Source organism: Psychrosphaera algicola, from assembly GCF_028401425.1.
GTDB lineage: Bacteria > Pseudomonadota > Gammaproteobacteria > Enterobacterales > Alteromonadaceae > Psychrosphaera > Psychrosphaera algicola.
Window position 1 is genome coordinate 4606964 of sequence record NZ_JAQOMS010000002.1, and the last position, 25187, is coordinate 4632150.

Annotated in this window: 19 protein-coding genes, 5 tRNA genes and 7 pseudogenes; 28 read left to right on the plus strand and 3 right to left on the minus strand. The window is 39.6% G+C overall.

Annotated elements, in window-relative coordinates; genetic code table 11:
• Window positions 1-65 precede the first annotated feature (65 nt).
• From PN838_RS25290 to PN838_RS25330, 9 genes and pseudogenes are all read left to right on the plus strand, one after another.
• Window positions 66-748 (plus strand): annotated as a pseudogene (locus PN838_RS25290) (YoaK family protein).
• 84 nt (window positions 749-832) lie between these two features.
• Complete coding sequence (locus PN838_RS25295) at window positions 833-1369, plus strand: 2'-5' RNA ligase family protein (protein WP_272182417.1); 537 nt, start codon at window positions 833-835, stop codon at window positions 1367-1369.
• A 439-nt stretch (window positions 1370-1808) separates the two neighbouring features.
• Window positions 1809-2213, plus strand: a complete 405-nt coding sequence (locus tag PN838_RS25300; protein WP_215964802.1) for a DUF3465 domain-containing protein — start codon at window positions 1809-1811, stop codon at window positions 2211-2213.
• A gap of 34 nt (window positions 2214-2247) precedes the next feature.
• Entirely contained in the window at window positions 2248-2454 is a 207-nt protein-coding gene (locus PN838_RS25305; protein ID WP_215964803.1) for a hypothetical protein, read from the plus strand.
• A 319-nt stretch (window positions 2455-2773) separates the two neighbouring features.
• Window positions 2774-3352, plus strand: a complete 579-nt coding sequence (locus tag PN838_RS25310; RefSeq protein ID WP_272182418.1) for a YdeI/OmpD-associated family protein — start codon at window positions 2774-2776, stop codon at window positions 3350-3352.
• A 118-nt stretch (window positions 3353-3470) separates the two neighbouring features.
• Window positions 3471-3947, plus strand: a complete 477-nt coding sequence (locus tag PN838_RS25315; RefSeq protein ID WP_272182419.1) for a GNAT family N-acetyltransferase — start codon at window positions 3471-3473, stop codon at window positions 3945-3947.
• 284 nt (window positions 3948-4231) lie between these two features.
• Entirely contained in the window at window positions 4232-4633 is a 402-nt protein-coding gene (locus PN838_RS25320; RefSeq protein WP_272182420.1) for a hypothetical protein, read from the plus strand.
• A gap of 220 nt (window positions 4634-4853) precedes the next feature.
• The gene (locus PN838_RS25325) at window positions 4854-5285 is read left to right on the plus strand and encodes a hypothetical protein (RefSeq protein WP_272182421.1); all 432 of its coding nucleotides are present in this window, start codon (window positions 4854-4856) and stop codon (window positions 5283-5285) included.
• 52 nt (window positions 5286-5337) lie between these two features.
• Window positions 5338-6047, plus strand: a pseudogene (locus PN838_RS25330) (ZIP family metal transporter).
• A 69-nt stretch (window positions 6048-6116) separates the two neighbouring features.
• On the opposite strand, the gene PN838_RS25335 reads toward PN838_RS25330, so the two are convergent.
• Together PN838_RS25335 and PN838_RS25340 are read right to left on the minus strand one after the other, a co-directional pair.
• Window positions 6117-6974: an FAD-dependent oxidoreductase gene (locus tag PN838_RS25335; RefSeq protein WP_272182422.1), complete on the minus strand. Its 858-nt coding sequence runs from the start codon at window positions 6972-6974 to the stop codon at window positions 6117-6119.
• A gap of 25 nt (window positions 6975-6999) precedes the next feature.
• Window positions 7000-7476 carry an FAD-dependent oxidoreductase gene (locus tag PN838_RS25340; protein ID WP_272182423.1) on the minus strand — a complete coding sequence of 159 codons (477 nt, stop codon included), beginning with the start codon at window positions 7474-7476 and terminating at the stop codon, window positions 7000-7002.
• A 633-nt stretch (window positions 7477-8109) separates the two neighbouring features.
• Between PN838_RS25340 and fabB the strand changes: the two are divergent.
• From fabB to purF, 13 genes and pseudogenes are all read left to right on the plus strand, one after another.
• Window positions 8110-9317: pseudogene (gene fabB, locus PN838_RS25345) on the plus strand (beta-ketoacyl-ACP synthase I).
• A 166-nt stretch (window positions 9318-9483) separates the two neighbouring features.
• Window positions 9484-10557: a 4-phosphoerythronate dehydrogenase gene (locus tag PN838_RS25350; protein ID WP_272182424.1), complete on the plus strand. Its 1074-nt coding sequence runs from the start codon at window positions 9484-9486 to the stop codon at window positions 10555-10557.
• 257 nt (window positions 10558-10814) lie between these two features.
• A pseudogene (locus tag PN838_RS25355) lies at window positions 10815-11838 on the plus strand (aspartate-semialdehyde dehydrogenase).
• 522 nt (window positions 11839-12360) lie between these two features.
• Complete coding sequence (locus PN838_RS25360) at window positions 12361-13269, plus strand: FimV/HubP family polar landmark protein (protein ID WP_272182425.1); 909 nt, start codon at window positions 12361-12363, stop codon at window positions 13267-13269.
• 32 nt (window positions 13270-13301) lie between these two features.
• On the plus strand, window positions 13302-15890 hold the full coding sequence (locus PN838_RS25365; protein ID WP_272182426.1) for a FimV/HubP family polar landmark protein: 2589 nt from the start codon (window positions 13302-13304) through the stop codon (window positions 15888-15890).
• 62 nt (window positions 15891-15952) lie between these two features.
• Window positions 15953-16739: pseudogene (truA, locus tag PN838_RS25370) on the plus strand (tRNA pseudouridine(38-40) synthase TruA).
• A gap of 199 nt (window positions 16740-16938) precedes the next feature.
• Complete coding sequence (gene accD, locus PN838_RS25375; RefSeq protein ID WP_215964815.1) at window positions 16939-17811, plus strand: acetyl-CoA carboxylase, carboxyltransferase subunit beta; 873 nt, start codon at window positions 16939-16941, stop codon at window positions 17809-17811.
• Window positions 17811-18317, plus strand: a complete 507-nt coding sequence (locus tag PN838_RS25380) for a hypothetical protein (RefSeq protein ID WP_272182427.1) — start codon at window positions 17811-17813, stop codon at window positions 18315-18317. Before accD ends, PN838_RS25380 begins: the two co-directional genes overlap by 1 nt.
• Window positions 18317-19189 carry a glutamate ligase domain-containing protein gene (locus PN838_RS25385; RefSeq protein WP_272182428.1) on the plus strand — a complete coding sequence of 291 codons (873 nt, stop codon included), beginning with the start codon at window positions 18317-18319 and terminating at the stop codon, window positions 19187-19189. Before PN838_RS25380 ends, PN838_RS25385 begins: the two co-directional genes overlap by 1 nt.
• A 162-nt stretch (window positions 19190-19351) precedes the next feature.
• Window positions 19352-19744, plus strand: a complete 393-nt coding sequence (locus PN838_RS25390) for an SPOR domain-containing protein (RefSeq protein ID WP_272182429.1) — start codon at window positions 19352-19354, stop codon at window positions 19742-19744.
• On the plus strand, window positions 19726-19845 hold the full coding sequence (locus PN838_RS27770) for an SPOR domain-containing protein (RefSeq protein ID WP_370661072.1): 120 nt from the start codon (window positions 19726-19728) through the stop codon (window positions 19843-19845). The genes PN838_RS25390 and PN838_RS27770 overlap by 19 nt, the downstream gene beginning before the upstream one ends.
• Window positions 19846-19913: 68 nt before the next feature.
• A complete protein-coding gene (locus PN838_RS25395) occupies window positions 19914-20405 on the plus strand; it encodes a CvpA family protein (RefSeq protein ID WP_215964818.1) in 492 nt (163 codons plus the stop codon).
• Window positions 20406-20418: 13 nt separating this feature from the next.
• Window positions 20419-21933, plus strand: a pseudogene (purF, locus tag PN838_RS25400) (amidophosphoribosyltransferase).
• A gap of 100 nt (window positions 21934-22033) precedes the next feature.
• Here the strand turns inward: purF and folD are convergent.
• Window positions 22034-22891, minus strand: a pseudogene (folD, locus tag PN838_RS27775) (bifunctional methylenetetrahydrofolate dehydrogenase/methenyltetrahydrofolate cyclohydrolase FolD).
• 256 nt (window positions 22892-23147) lie between these two features.
• On the opposite strand from folD, the gene PN838_RS25420 reads away from it, so the two are divergent.
• From PN838_RS25420 to tig, 6 genes are all read left to right on the plus strand, one after another.
• Window positions 23148-23224 (plus strand) — tRNA-Pro (locus tag PN838_RS25420).
• A gap of 33 nt (window positions 23225-23257) precedes the next feature.
• Window positions 23258-23334 (plus strand) — tRNA-Arg (locus PN838_RS25425).
• Between the two features lie 25 nt (window positions 23335-23359).
• Window positions 23360-23435: transfer RNA gene (locus tag PN838_RS25430), tRNA-His, on the plus strand.
• Window positions 23436-23441: 6 nt separating this feature from the next.
• Window positions 23442-23526: transfer RNA gene (locus PN838_RS25435), tRNA-Leu, on the plus strand.
• Between the two features lie 14 nt (window positions 23527-23540).
• Window positions 23541-23617, plus strand: a tRNA-Pro gene (locus PN838_RS25440).
• Window positions 23618-23832: 215 nt separating this feature from the next.
• The gene (gene tig / locus PN838_RS25445) at window positions 23833-25140 is read left to right on the plus strand and encodes a trigger factor (RefSeq protein ID WP_215964821.1); all 1308 of its coding nucleotides are present in this window, start codon (window positions 23833-23835) and stop codon (window positions 25138-25140) included.
• The last annotated feature ends 47 nt before the right edge of the window (window positions 25141-25187 follow it).

Sequence of the window (25187 nt, forward strand, 5' to 3'; positions counted from 1 at the left end):
TTACACCATTATAAGAAACTGCAATTTACGAAGTTACTAGCTTGCTTTTTATCTAAAGGATTATCGTGATATCTAAATTACCTCGTTGGGTGGAATATGGCTCTTTTGTTCTTGCATTAGTTGCAGGACTTGTTAATTCCATAGGACTGTTGGGGTTTAAACACCAATCAATATCTCATTTGTCGGGCACTGCGACCCTTTTAGGCACCGGGATTATTAACTCAACGTATTCTGATGTTTTTCATTTGCTTGTGGTACTTATTAGTTTTTTAGTGGGCGCGGCGGTTTCTGGATATTTCCTAAGTAGTGGCGTTGTAAAATTGGGACGTAATTACAGTCGATTGCTTTATTTTGAAGCAATTTTGTTGCTTTGCTCGATTTATTTTTTAACAAATGACACGTTACAAGGACACTATTTAGCCTCTGCCGCATGTGGACTTCAGAACGCATTGGTAACTACTTATAGTGGCGCAGTCATCAGAACGACTCATGTCACTGGCCTATTTACCGACTTAGGGATCATGTTGGGTGCAAAACTAAGAGGCGACGAATTTGATAAACGTAAAGCACTATTGTTTCTGATCATCATTGTCGGGTTTATTTTAGGGGCGCATTAGGGGCTTATTTTTTTGTAATGTTCAGGTTTAACGCATTATTTATCCCAGCGATTATTTGTGCGCTACTGGCTTTGGCATACTCAATTTACAATGCAAAAATAAGTCATTCAGCGGTCGAAATAAACGATTAAGGTTCAATCGCTAACGGGTATTGGTTTATAAAAGGGTTGCAGTAGGGTGTTCAATGGTGGAACTCAGAAAAGTGAACATTGATCATGTCAGAACTTAAGCATGTATATGCTCAAATGTGGGCGGACTCCATAGACAAATTTAGTCATAATGAATGTGAGTTAGATCCTCTAATTAACAATAACTCCGATATGCGACGTGGCATAACGGTATTATCTTATTTCGACAAGGTCGTTGGAAATAATATATTGAGTTTTCTCGATGAATTAAGAACTATTGAACCTGAGCAATATTATTACCCCGCAAGCGATCTCCATTTAACGATTTTGTCGATTATTAGCTGCATAGATGGATTTAACTATTCGGATATTGACGCCGATGCTTATTCAAATGTGTTTAAAGCAGCAGTAAAAGACACCGGTCCATTTAAGGTGCATTTTAAAGGCATTACCGTTTCACCATCGTGTATTTTAGTTCAAGGCTACCCTGATTTTGAACCGTTAACCAAACTCAGAGATTCATTGAGACAAAGGTTCAAAAAGCTTTTATTGAAACGACTATTGATTCTAGATACAAAATTTCTACAGCCCATACGACGGTTGTACGTTGTATCTCCCCTTTAATAATAGTGCGGCTATGATCAATTTATTACACAAGTACAAGGATTATGATTTTGGGACATTAGAAGTCGAGTCAGTCGAACTTGTTTTTAATAACTGGTATCAAAATTCTTCAATAACAAAATCGATTTCGAGCGTAAAACTAAAATAAAATTTGAGCGTTGGGCTATTAATTAGCGACGGACACGTGATAGTTTGCCACAACGGTGCTCTGCCTAAGCAGAACATATGTATTGTTGATAAAAAGCTTTTGTACAGGAAGTTAACACTCAACATGGCCATAACTGCCTAAATTGAAAAACAATTAGAGAGCGTCGTTTAATGTCGACTGAGAGGGTAAACTACATTCAAATTGAGTTTAAGACAGTCGAGTTTATGGGTAGGTTACTCCGTTGAGAATGGTCAGTTTTAATTAAAATTTAAAGGAAATAAGAAAAAGTAAATGGATGAGATTAAAAACGTATTACTCGTTATTGTTGGCTCGTTAGTTTTAATTCTGTGGGCTAATCTTTCTGGGGCGAGTACCTTAAAAAACGCTTTTGACAAACAAAAAAGTAATATTCAGGTTAAAGGCAGTGGCAAGGTTATTCATATTTTACCCGACGACAATAAAGGCTCGCGTCACCAAAAGTTTATCTTAAAATTAGACACTGGCCTGACAATATTAATAGCGCACAATATAGATCTTGCTCCTAGGATAAAATCAATATCTAAAGGGGATACAGTAAAGTTCTATGGTGAATATGAGTGGAACAGTAAAGGTGGCGTTGTGCATTGGACACATTTAGATCCAAATAATCGCCATGTGCATGGTTGGCTCAAGCATAAAGGCAAAACATATCAATAATTCAAAAACGGTTTCGTTTTAAAGGATGCGCTTTATGGATAGTTCGACAATGATGCTTTGGGGTGTTGTTTTTAGTGGCTTAGGCCTTGGCTATTTTTCATATGGAAAGAAGCAAAAGTCGTTAGTTCCTTTGTGCTGTGGTTTATCACTTATCATTTATCCCTATTTTATGACGAGCTTATCAAGCTTACTGATTGTTGGCGTTATTTTGCTGGTGGCCCCATATTTTATAAAGTTTTAACTCAATTAGTCGTTTTTGAGACATGTTGGAGGGCGCCCAATAAAACTTCTCCAAAAGCTGAAACTGAATGTTCGACTCAAAAGACAAATTAATTAACCTATAAGAAGTAAATTAAATGTTTAGCGGTGTTTCTTTTGGTGTTCGTGTTGAATATATTGTGATGGACTAACGATGGGATATGGTTTTTATATTGAGGTCGCTGTTATATCAGTAACTTAGTTTTAGAGCATATATTTGTAAAATTGACTAGCGGGTGTTGTTACGTATATTTTTAATAGGTTAGAAAAGTAATTATTAATGGGAAAAGTTTAAACTTAAAATGCCTATAGTTAATTTAGATAATGTTAAAACCTTTCAGACACCTGAGTTATTTGCAACTTGGCTGGAACAGAACCACGATACAAAGACTGAGTTGTGGTTAAAAATTTTTAAAAAATCCTCCAAAATACCAACAATTACTTGGGGTGAAGCGGTAATTGAAGGATTATGTTGGGGCTGGATTGATGGCGTTAAAAAGTCGTTAGACGATGACGCTTATCTTCAAAGGTTCACGCCAAGACGACAGGGCAGTAATTGGTCAAAGCGGAACACGGAACATGTAGAGAAGTTAATTCGTGACGGTCGTATGCAAGAGTCAGGATTAATCCATGTCCGTTTAGCAAAAGCAAATGGAAGGTGGCAGGCGGCTTACGCGCCACAAAGCGAAATGGTCATCCCCGATGATTTTTTAGCCGCACTTGATGGTAATAGTAAAGCAAAACAATGCTTTGAAACGTTAACAAGATCTCAAAAATTCACAATATCGACGGGTTTACAGACCGCTAAAAAACCAGAAACAAGGCTTAAACGATTTAACCAATTCTTGTTAATGCTAGAGCGTAATACAAAGCCATCTTAAATTATTAAAGGGGATATTATTCGTTGCGAATTATGTTTTTTATTTGGATACAGGGATTAGATAATTGCCAAACAATTCATCACTTAAAAATTTAGTTGTCTCAACCACGAGATTAACAATGTTTAATGTCACCGAACTTTCTGATTTTGCTTGGTCAGAATCAGAATTAACCTCATCTATTTTGACATTGTTGACCCCAAACGTAGTGAAGTCGTTACCGCCGAATTTTCAAAATATTAAAACCACAACAGCAGCAAAAAATTGGTTAGACGAAATGGTGTCACAAAGTCATCTTTTTACCGTATGTTTACGAGATACAAAGACAATTATTGGTTTTGTATTTTTGTCAGAGTGGGACAACCAAAACGTACATTTAGGTTATTTGCTGGGTGAGTTGTTTTGGCAACAAGGCTATGCCAGTGAGTTTTTATCGGGATTTATCACTGATTGCCGCGATAATCACTTAGTTAAATCGTTAATCGGAGGGGTTGAGGCCGCCAATGTTCCATCCGCTAAGTTATTACTTAAACTCGGATTTGAACAAAGTCATACGACCGAAAACGGAGTTACTTTTTATCAAAGACAACTTTACTAACTTGCAATTAAAGTAAGGGGAGTTCGTTGTTTAATCTTCAAGATGGAGTTACCCCTCAATTTGTTTTTTAACGTTAAACTTATTTACGTAACGTTTATTGGCAAATATTGGCAACATCAGTCCATTTGTATTTTTAAATGACCTCTGTGCCAAATCAAATTCTAATTGTTATTCATAACTGTTTCATTTTCATAATATAAACATATTTCATTCGATTCAAATTACGTTACATAAAATACCTGCTAAGCTTTGTTAACAAGAAGTTGTCTTAACTGAAGGGACAATTGGTTAAGTGTTACGGTCGTTTTGTTGCAAATGCGATGAAGGTAATCGGCTTTGTTTCCATTTGTTTTATTATCAGAGTTGTTAATGCTATGCCCTTTAAAATTGAAAGTGTTCGCCATTTAGGTGTTCTAAAAGTTATCTATAGTGGCGCTGTTACGTTGGATGAAAGGATCAATGTCGTTCACTCTTTGTGTGTTGATCACTATGATTCGACTCGATTTAGAATTTACATTGACGCTAGGTTAGTCGACTACCAAATCTCAGTTGCGGAACAAGAAGTTTTTGGCGCTTATATAGCGTCACGAGAAGAATTTAAAGACGCACTCGTCGCTGTCGTTGTTAATGATGGGCAAGTAAAAACAAAAATATTATTACCAAATCATCTAAATCTGGCCAAATAATTAATATTTTTGATAATGAAGATGATGCATTGCAGTGGTTAGTATCACAATCTGTTTAATTTGAATACGTTTACCTAACTAACTTCACTATTCTTACATCCTCATTAAGCTGAAAAATTTCCTATTTTGCACTGAATATCACGCTGCAATTATTTAATATTGCAGTCTTACGTTATATAGTCACTACAATATTAGTTGTTGATTAGGAGTGGTGAAAACTGTGAATGTATTGTTAGTTTTTTCTGGCATTTTGAGCGCAGTTGCCGCGTTGTTGCATTTAGGGTGTATCTATTTTGGAGCACCTTGGTATCGAATTTTTGGTGCCGGGGAACAAATGGCACAATTGGCCGAACAGGGCAGTTTGCAACCCACAATTATAACATCAGGTATCACAATGGTATTGGCGATATGGTCTCTGTATGCTTTCTCTGCTGCGGGCATCATTGGTAAATTACCCTTTATGCGTTTAGCTCTCGTAACGATTACTGCTTTATATTTATGTCGAGGAATTGTTGGACTCTTTTTGATCTTTTACCCAATTGGCCGAACCCCACAGTTTTGGTTATGGAGCTCCGCAATTTGTTTATTGATCGGAGTGGTTCATCTTTTAGGCGTGAAACAGCAATGGCGTTTGCTAGAACCCCAGTTGTAATGTTAAACGCACGTTTAATTATGCTCATTACATCAAATCAATTAGGACATTCATGGATTCTCTATTTACCGTCATTTGGGTAACGTTAGTTGCCGGACTTGCAATGCCTTTTGGTGCTTTTATTGCGAATATAGAAAATGTAAAACCACAATGGTTAGAAGATGAGATCAGACATTTGGTTATGGCATTTGGAGCTGGCGCATTATTGTCAGCGGTGAGTTTGGTTTTGGTTCCAGAGGGGATAGTTGAATTAAAACCTTTGACCGCAGCCGCATTTTTCTGGCCGGCGGCCTAAGCTTTATGGCACTGGATATTTTATTAACAAAAATAGCAACACCAGCCAGTCAGCTAGCCGCCATGCTTGCCGATTTTATTCCAGAATCAATCGCATTAGGCGCGGCATTTGTAACCGGGAGTAGTAGTGCTTATTTATTGGCGGGATTAATCGCATTACAAAATTTACCAGAGGGATTTAATGCGTTTCGAGAGCTCAAAGAGTCATCGTCATATAAACCATTCAAAATTATACTGCTTTTTGCCACCATGGCTTTATTGGGGCCGGTTGCAGGGAGCATTGGTTATCTCTATTTAGCCGATTCAATTACGACGATATCAGCGATAATGTTATTTGCATCGGGCGGAATTTTGTATTCAATTTTTCAAGATATTGCCCCGCAAGTTAAACTGGAAAAACATTGGTTACCTTCAATGGGAGCTGTACTTGGTTTTATGTTTGGAATGGTAGGGCAAATGCTCGTTTAATGGTTTACGACTAGAACAAGTGTTATTGCCACATCTGCTCTATTCTGTCTTTATCTCGTTTTAGCTGTCTTATTTGAAATCGCATAGGGAAATAGCCGAAATTAATTCGGTGGGTAAACTCGCTGAAATGCTAGTCAAAGTTGAACTCGATTGATTATTTTCTGCGGTCATGATGCTCGCGACATACTTCGCCATCAGTGGTCCAGTCGTTAATCCCCGGGCACCTAAACCGGTAATGGTATAGAGGCCTTTGGTTGGGTTAGTATGATAACCGTCCGGATCAACGAGGTTGTTGGGCGCTAACTTATCTTTGCGCATTAATTTTCCATTGTTTTTATCAATATTTTTTAGTACCCAATTATTTGGAAAAACTTCACCAGCAATGGGTAAATGATCAATGGACGTTGCTCTAATACATGCACGGTCGGCGATAACATCATTTTTAGACAGCGAGTGTGCCCAATGTTGCTGCTCGTATACCTGTTTAACTTGCAACACATTATGGTCAGTTTCGGTTTCCCTTACTTCAGTATTGGCATCGTTGTGACGGTAAGTCGCACCAAAACATTGATACTCGCCCTGTGACGGTGTGACGTAGCCTTTGTGACATAAGGTTGTTTTTAGTTTATTAAGTGGCGTAGTTGTCGTTAGTTGACTGACTTGACCTCGTATAGGGTCGATTGAAATGTGCTTGGTTTGTTCAAACTTTGACGACAAGTGACCTGCGCAAATCGCAACCGCATCGTATTTTTGTGCGATTGAGTGGTCATCACACCCTAAGCCCCATCGAGCACTATGGGGGTCAACTATTGTGGTTAACTTATCTCCTTTGCCGTTTGACGTCCTGGTTGCAGTTTCGTTGCTTAATGTTGTAATTCGATGATTTAAATGGACATTAACTTTGTGTTTAGAAGTCAAATAAGACAATGCATTCTGGCAAAAGAAAATGGTTCTAGCCACCCCCTTTAGCAAACCATAAGGACGAATAAGGCAACTCTAAGCCAGCTAATCGAGATGACTCAATGTCGTCTACGAACGTACACACCTTTGGGAAAAATTCGGTTATTTGTTGGTATCTCGATTGCAAATCTTCAGTGAATGCCTGTTGCAACACCCCAGTTTGGTAAAAATGTTTAGTATTGGTGTGTTGTTCCATTTGCAAATAAAAATCCAAAGCATATTGATAAGCAGCGCAATTTAACGCTGCAAGCGGGCTGTTTTTACCTTGCAATAATGGATAAACCGCACCTTGACGATTGCCCGATGCACCCTGAGCAATTGCGTTATCAGCACAATAAATGTCTATTAAGAGTTTTGGGTTTTGCTGCAATAACTCATATGTGAGACAAACCGTAGCAATACCGCCGCCAATAATGGCCACATGTTCTAGATTGGAAATGACGCTGTGTCGGTGTTCTGGTTTAAGCATGAGCTATTTCTGACAATTCCTGCTACAAAATAATTAATAAATTGAAATTACTAAATGCCAGCCAGTATAAAGATTTTTAATCAAAATATTCACGATTTATTGGTCGTTTATGGATGATGATTTACGAAACCGATTTTGAGCGCTTTTTGTTAACGAATTATTTAGTTTTTAAATTGTCATTTAAACAACCTTTCAAATAAACGTGGGGACTGTTTGGCCCGACTTTATTTTCCTAATTCTAATTTATATTTAGAAAAACTGACCTTTGATATTAGACGTGGTCAATTTACGCAAAAAAATGAATATCGTATGAAACTGGAGTAACTAGATGAAGTGACATACTAGACATAAATACAGCCCAAAAAACGTGTTTTAACGAAATGGAATAGGTTATTTAAAAATAATACATGGGCATTGAAAAAATATTTAGGTGTCACAAAGTCGTGTTCAAATTGTCATAAAGCCGTTATATCATTGTCACTTGGACAATTTTGTATAAAAGTTTTTACAGTTGATTTAGGTAAAAATACAAAAAAAGTTTCAGCTAACACTTGTTCGCTGAAATAAGACCAGTTAACATTAAAAACAACGTAATATACCGCAAAATTATTAAAGTTATAAATTGGATTAAATATGAAAAGAGCAGTCATCACTGGCTTGGGCATTGTTTCTAGTATTGGTAATAACAAACAAGAAGTATTGGAAAGCTTAAAGATTGGAAAATCTGGCATAAGTGCATCAGAGCAATTTAAAGAATATAAACTTCGCTCCCAAGTATGGGGAAATATCGATATTGATATTTCTGAACATATTGACCGTAAAACAATTCGTTTTATGGGTGAAGGCTCAGCATACGCTTATATCGCTATGCAAGAAGCTATCACGGATGCGGGATTATCAGATGAGCATGTATCTAACCCTCGTACTGGCTTAGTGGCAGGTTCTGGTGGCGCATCTTCAAAAATCAAATTTTAGCGTGTGATACTTTAAGAGAACGCGGTGTTAAGCGTGTTGGTCCTTACCAAGTTCCTCGTACAATGAGCTCGACCTGTTCTGCAACATTAGCGACGCCTTTTAAAATCAAAGGGATTAACTATTCAATTAGTTCTGCTTGTGCAACATCGGCGCACTGTATTGGACACGCTTTAGAGCAAATTCAACTTGGCAAGCAAGATATTGTTTTTGCTGGTGGCGGCGAAGAAGTCGATTGGACGTTAGCGGGTTTATTTGACGGCATGGGTGCATTGTCTACTAAATACAACGATACACCTGAGCATGCATCTAGAACATACGATGCAGACCGTGACGGATTTGTCATCTCAGGCGGCGGCGGTATGGTCGTTGTTGAAGAGTATGAACACGCTATTGCACGTGGTGCAAAAATTTACGCTGAAATCGTAGGTTATGGCGCAACTTCTGACGGTTTTGACATGGTTGCTCCGTCAGGTGAAGGTGCAGAACGTTGTATGCAAATGGCATTATCAACGGTTGACCAACCAATTGACTACTTAAACACACACGGAACAAGTACACCGGTTGGTGATGTTAAAGAACTTGGCGCAATCCAAAACGTATTTGGTGGAAAATCCCCACTTATCAGTGCGACAAAAGCGATGACGGGTCATGCGTTAGGCGCGGCTGGTGTTCACGAAGCTATCTACAGTATATTGATGATGGAAAACAGCTTTGTTGCACCATCTATTAATATCAGCAACTTAGACGAAAAAGCAGAAGGCTTGAACATTATTACTGAATTCACAGAAGCAAATATTACGACAGCAATGTCAAATAGCTTCGGTTTTGGTGGTACAAACGCGACGTTAGTATTCAAAAAAGTATAGTAATTAAGTTAAAATTTTTGACTATATAAAATAGCGCAAAGCACTGAATTAAAAACCCGAAACAAGGTAAACTGTTTCGGGTTTTTAGTATTAGCGAACTGGTAATTGCATAAATGAAATTTTTGATAGACGAAAACATTCCCTACGCCGAAGCGTTTTTTCATCCTTGGGCACCATTGAACGATTTGCAGGGCGCGAGCTCAAAGCAGAACAACTAAAAGATGTTGATGTTTTACTCGTTAGGTCAATTACCAAAGTAAATGACGAACTATTGAGTAAGGCCAACAAACTTAAATTTGTTGGCACCGCCACGATAGGTGAAGACCATATTGATAAACCATTATTAAAGCAGCGTGGTATTGAATTTAGTTCTGCTCCAGGTTGCAATGCGACCTCAGTTGCTGAATTTGTGATCAGTGCGTTGTTAGTGCTCCACGACCGCTATAATCTAGACTTTATTAATAAAACCATTGCTATTGTCGGAGTCGGAAATATTGGCAAACGACTATTGCAGAGATTAAATACACTTAATGTTGATGTATTATTGTGTGACCCTGTTCGCCAAGACAACGAATCGGACGCAGCGCATTTTATTGACCTAAATGATGCATTAGCACGTGCCGACATTATTTCGTTTCATACCCCATTAACTCGTGATGGTGCACATCCCACGTTTCATTTATTAAACGAAAATAATTTACCGCTACTTAAAGACGACGTCGTTTTAATTAATTCTTGCCGTGGTGAAGTTATCGACAACCAAGCGCTCTATAACCACATTATTTGGCGCGAAGAATCGTCTAAGCCTGCAATAAAACTTGTGTTGGATGTCTGGGAAGGTGAACCTAACCCAATGCCGGCGCTGATTGAAAAGGCCGAATTGGCGACGGCACATATTGCTGGGTACAGTCTAGAAGGGAAGGCACGTGGTACTGAAATGTTGTATCAAAAAGTATGCGCTTTGGTAGCCGTGCCGTCGACAATCAAATTATCTACGTTATTGCCAATTGCTGATGTTGCTTCAACAAAGTTAGCTCAGGATGTTACTACGACAGAGGAATTAAAAAAATTGGTACATTTAGTATTTGACGTACGCCGAGATGATGGCTTATTTCGAGAGTTGCTAAATTCCAATGGCTTTGATTGGCTTAGAAAAAATTATCCAACGCGGCGTGAATGGTCATCGCTGCAAGTTGAAATTGAAAAAGATCAACAAATTCTATCGATTTATCGAAAATAGGGTTTGCTATTTAGCCGTCTAGACGGTAATTTTAGTGCAAATACACTAAGGTGTGTTTATCAATGTTAGGTGAACCCAATGGGTGGCGAATAAATGGTTTTTACCAAGGTATTTGATTTATTTGGCAGAATAGCGAAATGTAATTACATTATCTTGTAGGAGAACGATTTTGAGTTAATGACCCTGCATTGAACAATACGCTTTAGACAATAAACACGGTTGTAATAAGCCGAATAACTGGAAGTACAGAGAACACCATGTCACAGCAAAAATATAATGTCGCGATATTAGGTGCGACTGGCACTTAGTTGGTCAGCATCTAATAGAGATCCTTGAACAAAGAAATTTCCCTGTGGGCGAATTATTCCCACTCGCAAGCGCACGCAGCGCAGGCAAGACCGTAAGCTTTAAGGGCAAGGATGTTGACGTTATCAATGTTGACGAATTTGACTGGTCAAAAGCTCAAATTGGTTTGTTTTCTGCTGGTGGTAATGCATCTGCTAAATACGCTCCAATTGCCGCTGAAGCGGGTGTTGTGGTTATCGACAATACATCGCATTTCCGTTACGAACCGGATATTCCACTGGTGATCCCAGAAGTAAATCCTCATGCAATTGCAGATTTCCGTAACCGTAATATTATTGCGAATCCAAATTGTTCAACGATTCAAATGTTAGTTGCGTTAAAACCAATTCATGATGCATACGGAATTGATCGTATTAACGTATGTACTTATCAGTCGGTAAGCGGTGCGGGTAAAGAAGCGGTCGATGAACTTGTTGCCCAAACTGGCCAGTTGATGAATGGTCGTCCTGTAGAAAACGACGTATTCCCAATGCAAATGGCGTTTAACGTAATTCCACAAATCGATGTTTTCCAAGACAACGACTACACCAAAGAAGAAATGAAAATGGTGTGGGAAACGCATAAAATTTTGGGCGACGAGTCGATTGGTGTTAACCCGACAGCGGTTCGAGTACCTGTTTTTTATGGTCACGCTGAGGCAATTCATATTGAATTACGTCAACCAGTTTCTGCTGAAGATGTCAAAAACGTCCTTGAAGATGCACCAAAGGTGTTACTTTGATGGCCGACAGCACAACTTACCCAACTCAGGTGACTCACGGTAGTGGTCAAGATCAAACATTTGTTGGCCGAGTACGCGAAGACATCTCACATCCAAACGGCATAAACCTCTGGGTTGTTGCGGACAATATCCGTAAGGGTGCGGCAACAAATAGTATTCAAATTGCAGAAGTACTGATTGCTGATTACTTATAAATTGTAATTAAATGAATTAAAACAGCCCTTTGATTTTCAAAGGGCTTTTTTTGGCTATTTGTCAGCGGGATGGCCTGAATGCATTGTTTTTGTTTGGTTAATCGATATATTAGATAGATTCATTTAAACCTCGTTATTTAGTCCAAAGCATAAAATGGATATAACTATTAGAGTGAATTCAAATTGTTGGCACTGTACTTAAGGCAATTAAAATAACTTGCTGATTAATAGGTGTTATTTAAACGAAAGGCCATTAGAATAGATATATTCTTAACGTCTAGTGTCGTTAAATAGCCTTTATCTATTGGCATAACAAAGCCGAAGCATTGGTTTTAAACAACGTTTTACCGTTTTGTTAATGTATTGTTGGTATAAGGTTTGCTACAAAAATTGTATATCGCGTTAATTTTTGATGGACGTCAATTTAATGCGAATTTGGAAACGTGTATTTTGTCGCGTTTGGTCTAACATAAAACAAAGGTAATTGTTTTGTGTAGGTTTTGATTGATTTGGATATTATCGATGCGTTCTAGTCTTAAAATTTTACTTTTTATCGCGCTAACTTTTTTAGTCGCCAATCTCTCTGTCGCGAAGCCTGAGTCACGCTTAAAAGGCCCTAAGGGGGTCGACTATGGTGCGATGGGGAAATTTATGGCCCTGTGTCAAGTCGCGATACCATGTGGAAATTGGGCAATAAATTCCGAGTCAAAAATGATGTATCGGTTTACTAAGGTTATGGTGGCGGTATTAAAGAAAAACCCTCAAGCATTTGAATTTGATAACTTAAATGGCCTTAAAGACGGCGAATATCTAAAGATCCCAAGTCATGCAGAAGTTAAAGGTATAGACCGAAAATACGCTAAGCAGCGTGCGGACGCAGATGATAAATTATGGGCCGACAAATTGGCCGGTAAATTTACTGAAAATAAACGTGAAACTTTACTGTCACCAATCGAAGGTGCAAAACAGATTGACGTCAAAGTCGCTAAGCAAGAAATAGAAAAGAAACTTGAAGCAGCTCAAGTAGAAAACATCGAAAAACTTAATTCTATACAAGTTCAATTCGACTCGTCTAAACAGACGGTAGAAAATGTTTTATCAGAAAATAAATTATTACAGGACAAAATTACCGCATTAGGTGAACAGCTGCTCCGTATGCAGGAAGAGTTGCTAAAAGAGCGCGAAATTCGCCAAGCGGAGTTAGCGCTTTTAGAACAGGTAAGGATAACGTCAGAGCAAAATCTAACGAACACAACGGCATTAGTTGAAGAAACAACGGTGTGGGAAGAGTTTGTTGCTTTTGCAAAAACGACCTTAGGAATGATCATTATTTCGAGTTCTATTCTTATTTTGTTGTTGGTTTTAGTCGCAATGAAACTGCGTAATCGCAACAAACCTAAAGCATCAGAACAAGAATCCCTGACGTCTTAGCGCCAATTGCTGCGACAGCGGCCGCAGCAACGATGGCGGATCTTGACCTGTCTGAGCCGGTTGATGAATTAGACGAGGGGTTAGATAATTTAGATTTAGGCGATGATCTACTGCACGATGATGACATTCAACTTGACGTAGAAGATGAGCTAGATATAACTGACACCTTAGACATTGGTGACGATTTAGACCTCGGCGATGATCTTGATTTAGGTGGAGATGACTTTGATGATGACCTACTCGCTGATGACCTATTAAGTGACGATTCGGAAGAAATTTTATTGGATGACGAGTCTGATAACGACGATTTATTGAGTGCTGATGATGGCTTGTTACAGGCATCAGATATTGATGAATTGTTATCGGAAGATGACGATTTAGATGGCGACGATTTAGATGTCGATAACTTATTAAGTTCGGACGATATTGACCAGTTAATGGCTGAAGATGATGGTTCAGAAATCGACGAAGACACTATGCTTGATACTGGCGTTGATGATGTCGATGAGATTATGGACGAGTTGGGCATTGGTGACGATCTAGATGATCTCGATACCGAAGAAGAATTTAGTGGTGTTACAGATGACGATGACGATTTTGACATCGATGATTTAATTGACCAAGCGTCGGAGCAAGAAACTGCAGATGAATCCGAAACAGAGCCTGAATCTGAAGTTGAAGCGGATGATGAATTTGATGTTGATCAACTCATTGATGAAGCTGGTATCGATTCAGCAACGGTTGAACCAGAGGCTACCCCAGAGCAAGAAAACCCTGTAGATGATGATGAATTTGATATTGACGCACTCATAGATAGCGCCAATTTGGCTGAGGGCGATGAAGAAAAAGGGCAAGCATCGACTGATTCTGATGATGAAATGGATGATATTGACGCTCTGCTTGCTGAAACTCAGGCTGAGCCATTAGAAGCGCACATTGAACCTGAAATCGGTGATGTTGACGATTCACTATTTGATGGTGATGAGACTGATCCGACAATAGAAGAAGATGAGACTGAACAGGAAACTAGCGAAGTAGAGTCTGACGAATTGATCGCAGATTTACTCGATGAACCGGTTGCAGAACCAGCGCCGGATGAAACACCGTCGCAGGAAGATGCTCTCGTTGACGAGGCAATTGATGAAGAATTAGATCTTGAAGAAGCAAGTGAACTTGCCGAAATCGAATCTGAAATTGATGACTTAGAAGAAAGTGAACTTGATGCAATAGATGAGTTAGATGCCCTCAATCTAGACGATGAGCAATTAGATACAGAATTGCTTGACGAAACGCTAGAAGAACCAGAACTAGAATTAGAAGAACCAGCGCTAGAAGAACCAGCGCTTGAAGAACCAGAGCTAGAAGAACCAGAGCTTGAAGAACCAGAGCTAGAAGAACCAGAGCTAGAAGAACCAGAGCTAGAAGAACCAGAACTAGAAGAGCCAGAGCTAGAAGAGCCAGAACTAGAAGAACCAGAACTAGAAGAACCAGAACTAGAAGAACCAGAACTAGAAGAACCAGAGCTAGAAGAGCCTGTGCTAGAAGAGCCAGAGTTCGATGAGTCAGAACTTGATGAATTTGACTTAGAGCAATCCGATTTAGAAACTGAAGAGCTTGATGCAGAAGACGAAGAAGACGACGATTCATTTGATGAACTTGCAGACGAGTCAGAATTAGACGACATAGATTTAGATGAAAATGAAGAAGAAAGCGACCAGCCTATTAGAGATGTTGAAGCGAGTGCTGAACTTGACGTTTACCCCGAATTAAATCTTGATGAGTCGTTAGATGACGATTCTATGGATGATGAAGACAATGATTTTGATCCAGACTCGTTACCAAGCCTTGACGGAGAAGACGAATCCGAAGAATCAGATGAAGATAATTTAATCGACGCAGATATCGAAAGTTTACTGTCGGATCCTGAATTATCCTCAGAAGAATTAATGTCTGATGCTGATTTGATGAATGCCGGTTTTGGTGACTCTGATATTGAGAATTTACTGAATGAAGAATTTGGTGAAGAAGACATCGATTTAGATTCAGCGGCTGATCCAACAGACAGCGATGATAATGGGTCGGCTAAAAACACTGAAGAATCCTTTAGTATCGATGAATTGGAACAGGCTGATTTTGACGATTTATTATCGGAATTGTCGGATGATTTTGGCACTGCAGAGCTTGAACCAGATGTAACTGAACAAAAATTACCGAGCGGAGATGATACAGCTAGTAATGTTGCTGAACCTGCGTTAGATATTGCGGATGAACTCGGAGACGATTTAGCCGCTGATGTTGATTTGACAGCGGAAGAATTAGATTTTGTCAGTGTTGATAATTTAATCGACGAGCTTGGTGATGGTGACGAAACGAATGTGCCAGACGATTTTGATATCGATGTTGGATTAGATGATTTTGACGAATTAGATGGCGAACGTGGCTCAGTTGACGTTGACTTAGAAGATGGTGGAATGGCATCGCAACTGGATTTGGCGCGAACTTACCTTGAAATGGACGATGAAGAAAACGCACAATTGCTATTAAATGAAATTCGAGAAACTGGTCATGCGGACGCAATTGAACAGGCTGATCTGCTATTAAAAGAATTTATTAACAAATAAGATTGAATAAATCTGCCAGTTTTTTATAATTTTGCACCTTTTTAGATATTAAGTTAGGTCTTATGAGAATTGCCTTAGGCGTAGAGTATGACGGTGCAAAGTTTTGTGGTTGGCAAAGGCAAAATGATGTTGAGACAGTACAAGAAGTTTTAGAAGCCGCTTTATCGAAAGTCGCTAATCACAAAGTTAATGTATTTTGTGCTGGTCGCACCGATACAGGCGTACATGGTACTGGGCAAGTTGTGCATTTTGAAACAGACTCTGTTCGCGGTGAGCGGGGCTGGACTCTCGGGGTCAATACCAATTTGCCTGACGCTGTTGCAGTCCGTTGGATGAAAGTTGTTCCTGACGATTTCCATGCTCGCTTTTCTGCCACAGCACGGCGATATCGCTATATTATCTACAATGGCAAACTTCGTCCTTAAGCATACTCAATCATGGTTTGAGCCATTATCACATGCCACTTGATGAAAAAAGATGCATATCGCAGCACAGGCATTGTTAGGCGAAAATGATTTTAGTTCTTTTCGGGCTTCACAATGCCAATCTAAATCACCAGTTCGCTTTATGCACTTTATTAAAGTGACCCGCCATAACGAATTTATAGTTATAGATATAAAAGCCAATGCATTTGTCCACCATATGGTTCGTAATATTGCAGGAAGTCTTATTGCGGTAGGTCGCGGCGATAAACCTATTGAGTGGGTAGGTGAGTTGTTGGCAGTTAAAGATAGAAGACAGGCCGGTGAAACTGCAAAGCCAAACGGTCTTTATTTAATTGAAGTGGAATATCCAGAAATTTTTGACTTGCCAAAATCAAGTGCCGGACCACTGTTTTTACCAGAATAGAATTCAAATTAGTGGTTTTTAGAAGGTCATTATCGACAAATAAGACCAGTTTAATGAGTTCTTTTCATAAACATTGTGGTTTAATAGGGCCAATTTTGACGTCGGTCTAAATATTTGATGGAGTTCAAGTCGTTTAAACGCCTTGCCCATCTAGATAAATGGCCCATATTGACCACAGCATTACACAGGTAGCAATCACATGAGCTGGATAGAAAAGATCCTTCCAAGAACAAATACATCAACTAAACGCAACATCCCAGAAGGGATTTGGACAAAGTGTACAAGTTGTGACTCTATTTTATATAAAAATGATTTAGAGAAAGAACAAGGCGTTTGCCCTAAATGTGACCATCATATGCGTTTGACTGGTCGCAAGCGTTTAGAATTATTTTTAGACTCAGGTGAAAAAGTAGAGATAGCTGCGGATCTTGAACCTCAAGACGTATTGTCTTTCAGAGACACCAAAAAGTATAAAGACCGTATTTCAGCGGCGCAAAAACAAAGTAACGAAAAAGACGCAATGATAGTAATGAAAGGTCGTGTAAAAGGCGTGCCTTGCGTTGCTGCTTCGTTTGAATTTTCTTTTATGGGCGGGTCAATGGCTACGGTTGTTGGCGAAAAGTTTGTGCAAGCGATAAATGTTTGTTTGAATGAAAACATTCCATTTATTTGTTTTTCTGCCTCAGGTGGCGCACGTATGCAAGAAGCCTTATTTTCTTTAATGCAAATGGCAAAAACAAGTGCGGCGTTGGCTAAGTTAAGCGAAAAAGGCATCCCTTACATCTCAGTATTAACCGATCCTACTATGGGTGGTGTTTCTGCAAGTTTGGCGATGTTAGGCGATGTTAATATTGGTGAACCTAAAGCATTGATTGGTTTTGCGGGCCCTCGAGTTATCGAACAAACGGTTCGTGAAAAATTACCTGAAGGTTTCCAACGCAGTGAGTTTTTATTAGAGCATGGTGCAATTGATATGATTGTTGACCGACGCGAAATGCGAAATACTGTTGCACGTTTGTTCGCAAAAATGTGTAAACTACCGTCATTGGAAAAAGAACACAGAATGGCGTAATGACAACACAAAAGACAATTCAAACTTGTCCTACAAGCCAGTCTCTTAATGACTGGCTTTTTTATTTAGAGTCTCAACATCCAGCAGAGATTGAATTGGGATTACAACGGGTTAGAGCCGTTGCGGAACAAGGCCAACTGACAACCTTTGGTAAATCGAAAATTGTTCTAGTTGCCGGAACTAATGGCAAAGGCACGACGATTCGTTTTATGGAGCAGTATTTGCTCGATAAAGGTTTTTCGGTCGGTGTCTATAGTTCCCCGCATATGCACGTTTACCATGAGCGCGTGCGTATTAATGATTCTTTGCTTGGCGATGAGCAGCATGTTGCAGCATTTCAATATATAGAGAAAATTCGCGGTACGACACCACTGACGTATTTTGAATACGGTACATTGGCCGCGTTTTCTATTTTTAAGCAAGCAGAATTAGATTACGTATTAGTTGAAGTTGGCCTAGGTGGTCGACTAGATGCAACAAATATTCTCCCCATGACTTATCGATAGTGACGTCATTAGGACTTGATCATACTGATTGGTTAGGCGACACAATTGAATTAATTGGTTTTGAAAAAGCCGGTATTTTCCGCGCCGATAAACCGGCACTGGTGGGAATGATAGAGCCACCAGTTACGGTGTTTGAACAAGCTGGAAATTTAAACGTCAGTGACTTGATAGTTGCAGGACGCGATTATCAGGTGAGTTATTCAAAAGACCAAACACACTGGCAGTTGTCCTGTAACACATTTAACTTTGCAAACTTACCTAGACCTCTGATCCCTATTCAAAACGTGGCTACCGCAATTGTAGGGCTAAATTTGTTAGGTATCGAGCTCGACTTAAGCTCGTTACAGTCTTTATGTTCAACAATCTCATTGTATGGCCGCATGCAATTGATATCGATTGATGATGAAGCCCAATCCGTAAATGCAGCGAGCATCACACCTGACAGTGTCATTGAAGCTCAGCCCAAAGTACCAACCGGTTTGGCTATGGTCGATGTCGGGCACAACGCCCATGCGTTAAATTATTTAATTGATACTATAAAAACGCACCCAAAGTTTGCACAGATCAAACAAATCGATGTGGTTCTTGCCATGATGGCAGATAAAGATATTGAAGCTTCACTAAAATGTTTAGCACCACATGTCCGGAACTGGTATTTAGGTTCACTTAAAGACAACAAAAGGGCTGCAACCAAAGATGTCATCAAGCAGCAATTGGCTAAAATAGGTGAAACAAATATTGTAATACACGACGATGTTAAGTCAGCGTGGAGAAGTGCATCGACAAAAATAGATGCGGATACGCTTTTACTTGGCGTTGGTTCGTTTTACACTGTGGCTGAAATTTTGTCGTGTAATGATGTAAAAGGTTAGGGATTTTTGTGAGTGAAATAATTAAGCAACGTTTAGTTGGTATGTTGATCATCGTAATCGCAGGTGTTGTTTTTTGCCAGACCTACTCGACGGTGAAAAACAACTGACAAAAGAAGAGTTTAAAAAGTCCCAGCGAAACCGGAAATTAATGAACAGCCGATTTTGACCGAATTTCCAGCGCAGCAAATATCTGATGCAATGTTAAACGCGCCAGTAAATAATACAAAGCCAAGTGACCCTGATAATGAATCAGAAAAGCAGTCTGTTAATCAAGACGGCAGTGTGAATGTTGCGGCTGCTGATATTATTGAAAAAGGGGATTCGACCCAAGTATCGACTTTAAAAGAAGAAACATCGAATTTCCAATCAGCATCAACACCAACGCCGGTTAGTAATCAAGTCAAATTTAAAGAACCAGCTTGGATATTGCAGCTTGGTAGTTTTAAGCACAAAGAGAATGTCAATGTATTGCGACAAAAGCTAGCAGATGCAGGGCTAAAAACGTTTACCAAACCTGTGCAGACCAAGGGGGCGTCTTGTCTAAGGTCTATTTAGGTCCAGAGTTAAATAAAGATGTCCTTATTTTAGCGCAAGCCAAGATAAAAGAAATTGCCGATGTAGAGGGGAAAATAACCCGCTACGATCCGATAAAGTAGTGGCTTGTGAATTTGGCTTCTGTTAGAATTCGCGCCGAAATTTACCCAGCAGGTTAAACGAAATTTTAATGGTTTGGATCGATTACGCGATTATCGCTATTGTTGCTATTTCGGCGTTAATAAGCTTAGTTCGTGGATTTATAAAAGAAGCGGTGTCTCTTGCCGTCTGGGTTTCTGCCTTCTTCATAGCAAGTCGCTTCTATGCCGATCTTGCTGTTTATCTAACGGGTATCGAAAAAGAACTCGTGCGCAATGGCGCTGCTATCGCAATTCTATTTGTAATTACTCTCATTTTAGGTGCTCTGATTAATCATTTGTTATCAGAGATTGTCCATTACACAGGTTTAAGTGGCACTGACAAAATGCTCGGCATGGTGTTCGGTGGGTTACGTGGCGTATTAATCGTTGCGGCTACATTATTATTTCTAGACACTATGACGCCCGCTAACGGTGCTGATTGGTGGAAAACATCTGTACTGATTCCAGAATTTACAATCGTAGTTGATTGGTTCTTCGAATTGTTACAACAAAATTCAAGTTTATTGTCGACACAACATTGATGGAGAGCTAATCATGTGTGGTATTGTGGGAATTGTTGGAAAATCTTCTGTTAATCAAATTATTTATGATGGATTAACAGTATTACAACATCGTGGGCAAGACGCCGCTGGTATTGTGACTATTGATGATGGTCATTTTCGATTGAGAAAAGGCAACGGTTTTGTTCGTGACGTGTTCCAAGAACGTCATATGCAACGCTTACAAGGCAACATGGGGATTGGCCATGTTCGTTACCCAACTGCGGGTAGCTCTAGTTCTTCTGAAGCTCAACCGTTCTATGTTAACTCACCTTTTGGTATTGCTCTTGCTCATAACGGCAATTTGACCAATGCTGCTGAGTTACGTGAATTGTTGTTCAAAGAAGCTCGCCGTCATATCAATACAACTTCCGATTCTGAATTGTTGCTTAACATTTTGGCACATGAATTATGTGAATCTAAATTGTTAGAGTTAAAACCGGATGATATTTTTAACGCGGTTTCTCGAGTTCATCAAGTTATCCGTGGTGCTTATGCTGTTGTTTCAGTCATTATTGGTCATGGTTTATTAGCATTTAGAGATCCTAACGGTATTCGCCCACTTGTACTGGGTCAACGTGAAACCGAAGATGGTATCGAATATATGGTTGCCTCTGAAAGTGTTGCACTTGATATCGATGGTTTTAAGTTGGTGCGAGATGTTGCGCCTTGATGAAGCAATTTATATTTCTGAGTCAGGTGAGTTGTTTACTCAACAGTGCTTTGACAACGCTAAATGTGTTCCGTGTATATTTGAATACGTTTATTTTGCTCGTCCAGATTCGCGACTTAATGATGTTTCAGTCTATGGTTCTCGTGTCAAGATGGGTGAATATTTAGGCCGTAAGATCAAGCGTGAATGGGCTGACTTAGACATCGACGTCGTTGTGCCTGTACCAGAAACAAGTTGCGATATTGCACTACAGATCGCCCACGAACTTGATTTACCGTATCGCCAAGGATTTGTAAAAACAGATATGTTGGCCGAACGTTTATCATGCCGGGTCAAGCAGAGCGTAAAAAGTCTGTACGCCGTAAATTAAATACCATTGAAGTTGAATTCAAAGGTAAAAATGTATTGTTAGTTGATGACTCGATTGTACGTGGTACCACATCGGAGCAAATTATCGACATGGCTCGAGAAGCGGGCGCGGCAAAAGTTTACTTTGCCTCTGCGGCTCCGGAAATTCGTTTTCCAAATGTGTATGGTATCGATATGCCGTCGGCTAATGAACTAATTGCCCACGGGCGTGATGTTGAAGAAATTGCTGAGATGATTGGTGCCGATGAACTTATTTTCCAATCGCTTGAAGATTTAGAATCTGCAGTACGAGAAGAAAATGATTCATTAGTGTCATTTGAAACTTCGGTTTTCAACGGTAACTACATTACTAACGATATTGACCAAAATTATCTTGAGTCATTAGAAACGACGCGTAATGATAATGCCAAAGCAAATCGTCCAGAGCCATTAGATAATGGTTTGGAAATGCATAACGAAGAGAATTAATTGTCTTTGTTGTGACTCAAACTAAAAAGGCCAGATTTAATCTGGCCTTTTTAATTCTAGCTTTTGAAAATGTTAATTTCTCAAAATAGCGTCTACTCAATTATTTGCTGTGGAACTTTTCACAGGCTTCTAACGTATTTTCTACTAGTGAAGCCACTGTCATTGGTCCAACACCATCAGGGACAGGTGTTATCCAACTTGCACGCTCAACTGCGTCGTCAAATTTAATATCACCAACTAATTTTCCTGATTCTAATCGATTTATACCAACATCAATAACGACCGCACCTTCTTTAACCCAAGTACCTTGGAATAAATTCTGGTTTACCTACAGCAATAACCAAAATTTCCGCGCGACGTACTTGTTGTTCTAAATCTTTTGTGAATTTATGACAAACAGTTGTTGTACAACCCGCCAGTAATAATTCTAAGGACATCGGGCGACCGACAATATTAGACGCGCCAACAACAACGGCATGTTTACCTTTAAATTCTGTACTGGTATTAGCCAGCAATGTCATTATGCCTTTTGGCGTGCAAGGGCGAAGGGCAGGGACACGTTGCGCTAAACGGCCAATATTATATGGATGAAAACCGTCAACATCTTTATGTGGATGTATACGTTCCAAAATGGTCTCTACGTTTAAGCCATGAGGTAAAGGAAGTTGCACTAAAATGCCATCTATCTCATTATCTTCATTTAATTCGTCTATTAACGTCAATAACTCTTGTTCAGTTGATTCACTTGGCAGGTCAAAAGACTTAGAAACTAAGCCCACTTCTTCGCAGGCGCGTTTTTGTTGCCTACATAGACCTGTGACGCCGGATCGTGTCCAACGAGTATCACAGCAAGCCTAGGCGCTCGTTTACCGGCTTTGACGCGTGCAGCGACGCCAGTTTTAACTTTATCCCTTACTGTTTTGGCAATTGCTTTGCCATCAATTAATTTTGCAGTCATACCGCTCTCTAAAATAAATGCTAAAAACTGAGTGAATTGTAAACCTTTTAAAGAACGTTCGCATTTATAAATAGAGACAATGTTGAGGTTTATCTTAAATTTGCATGTGTTTTAGACAAAACTTGGTTAAAGTTAACTCATTTGCTGTAAAAATCGCCAAACGATAAAAATCTTTCAAAAAGTGTTTGACTGCAAAAGGGGTTATCCGTAATATGCCGCCCTGTCGCGAGGAAGCAATTTCTCAAAGATTTAAAGTCGGTGTTTAGCGCAGCTTGGTAGCGCACTTCGTTTGGGTCGAAGGGGTCGCAGGTTCGAATCCTGCAACACCGACCACTTTAAATTTTTGAAATATTTCCCGTAGGTTATGCGCCCGTAGCTCAGCTGGATAGAGCAACGCCCTTCTAAGGCGTCGGTCGTAGGTTCGAATCCTACCGGGTGCGCCATTTCTCGTTGACACGTCCTATAGCGGTGATTGTAGCTCAGTTGGTAGAGCCCCGGATTGTGATTCCGGTTGTCGTGGGTTCAAGTCCCATCAGTCACCCCATCTTTTGCGGAAGTGGCGGAATTGGTAGACGCGCTGGATTTAGGTTCCAGTATCGCAAGGTGTGAGAGTTCAAGTCTCTCCTTCCGCACCAATACTTTTATTTGTCGGTGTTTAGCGCAGCTTGGTAGCGCACTTCGTTTGGGTCGAAGGGGTCGCAGGTTCGAATCCTGCAACACCGACCATTAAATCCATTTTAAAGTCCACATTTCTCCGTAAAGTCAAAAAAATCAAATTAATTTACTCGTTTGCTCATTATTTAAGTCATTTGGCTGTGTTTTGGATGGACGATTAATAAAGACATGGCTATAATGCGCCGTCATTTTAAGAACATGAATTCGGGCCGTTGTCTATGATTTACAACTTCCGGCCATCAAGATAAAAATAATTGAGGTAGAAAATGCAAGTTTCATTAGAAACGACTCAAGGTTTAGAGCGTCGTCTTACAATTACGCTTCCTTCAGGTTCAATCGAAGAACTAGTTAAAAAACGTTTACGTGAAGTTGGTAAAACTGCGCGTATCGATGGTTTCCGTAAAGGAAAGGTTCCTGTTACTGTAATTGAAAAACGTTACGGTCAATCAGTTTTTGCTGAAGTTGCTCAAGAGCAAATGCAACAAAACTACATCCAAGCTGTAATTCAAGAAAAAGTAAATCCAGCTGGCGCGCCTTATTTCGAACCTAAAAACATGAAACGTGGCGAAGACTTAGTATTCGTTGCAACGTTTGAAATATTCCCAGAAGTTGAAGTGCAAGCGGTTGAAGAAATTGAAATTGAACGTCTAGTTGCTGAAGTAACTGACGAAGATCTTGCTAAAATGATGGAAACATTGCGTAAGCAACAAGCATCATGGGAAGAAACAGCTGAAGCGGCAACTGACGGTAGCCGAGTTACAATTAACTTTGTTGGTAAAGTTGACGGTGAAGAATTTGAAGGCGGCAAAGCTGAAGACTTTAGTCTTGAGTTAGGCCAAGGCCGTATGATCGCTGGTTTCGAAGATGATATCATCGGTAAGAAAGCAGGCGAAGAAGTAACAGTAAACGTTACATTCCCTGAAGAGTACCACGCTGAAAACCTTAAAGGTAAAGACGCTGAGTTTGCTGTAACGGTTAATAAAGTTGAAGTTCAAGTACTTCCTGAATTAAACGACGAATTTGTTGTTAAATTTGGTATCGAAGAGGGCGGCGTTGACGCACTTAAAGAAGAAGTTAAAAACAACATGACTCGTGAACTTTCTCAAGCACTTAAAGCGAAAGTAAAAGAATCAACTATCAAAGGCTTATTGGCGAAAAATGAAATTGACGTGCCTAAAGCGTTAATCGACCAAGAAGTTGAAACTTTGCGCAAGCAAGCTATGGAACGTTTCGGTGGTCAAATGGACCCAGCAAACATGCCAGACCTTCCTGCAGAGTTGTTTGAACAGCAAGCTAAAGATCGCGTTCGTACTGGTCTTTTACTTGGTGAGTTCATCAAAACTAACGAAATTAAAGCCGACGAAGACCGTGTTAAAGAAATTATTAACACTCAAGCGTCTGCTTATGAAGCACCTGAAGAAGTTATTGAACATTACTACTCAAACGAGCAGTTATTACAAAACATCCGTAGCCTAGCAACTGAAGATCAAGCCATTGACTTGATTTTAGAAAAAGCAAAAGTAACGGACAAAACTGTAAGCTTTGATGAAATAATGAACCCTCAACAAGCTTAATGTGAAATCCCGATTGACTTAGGGGTTGAACACAAGGTTAAATGGCT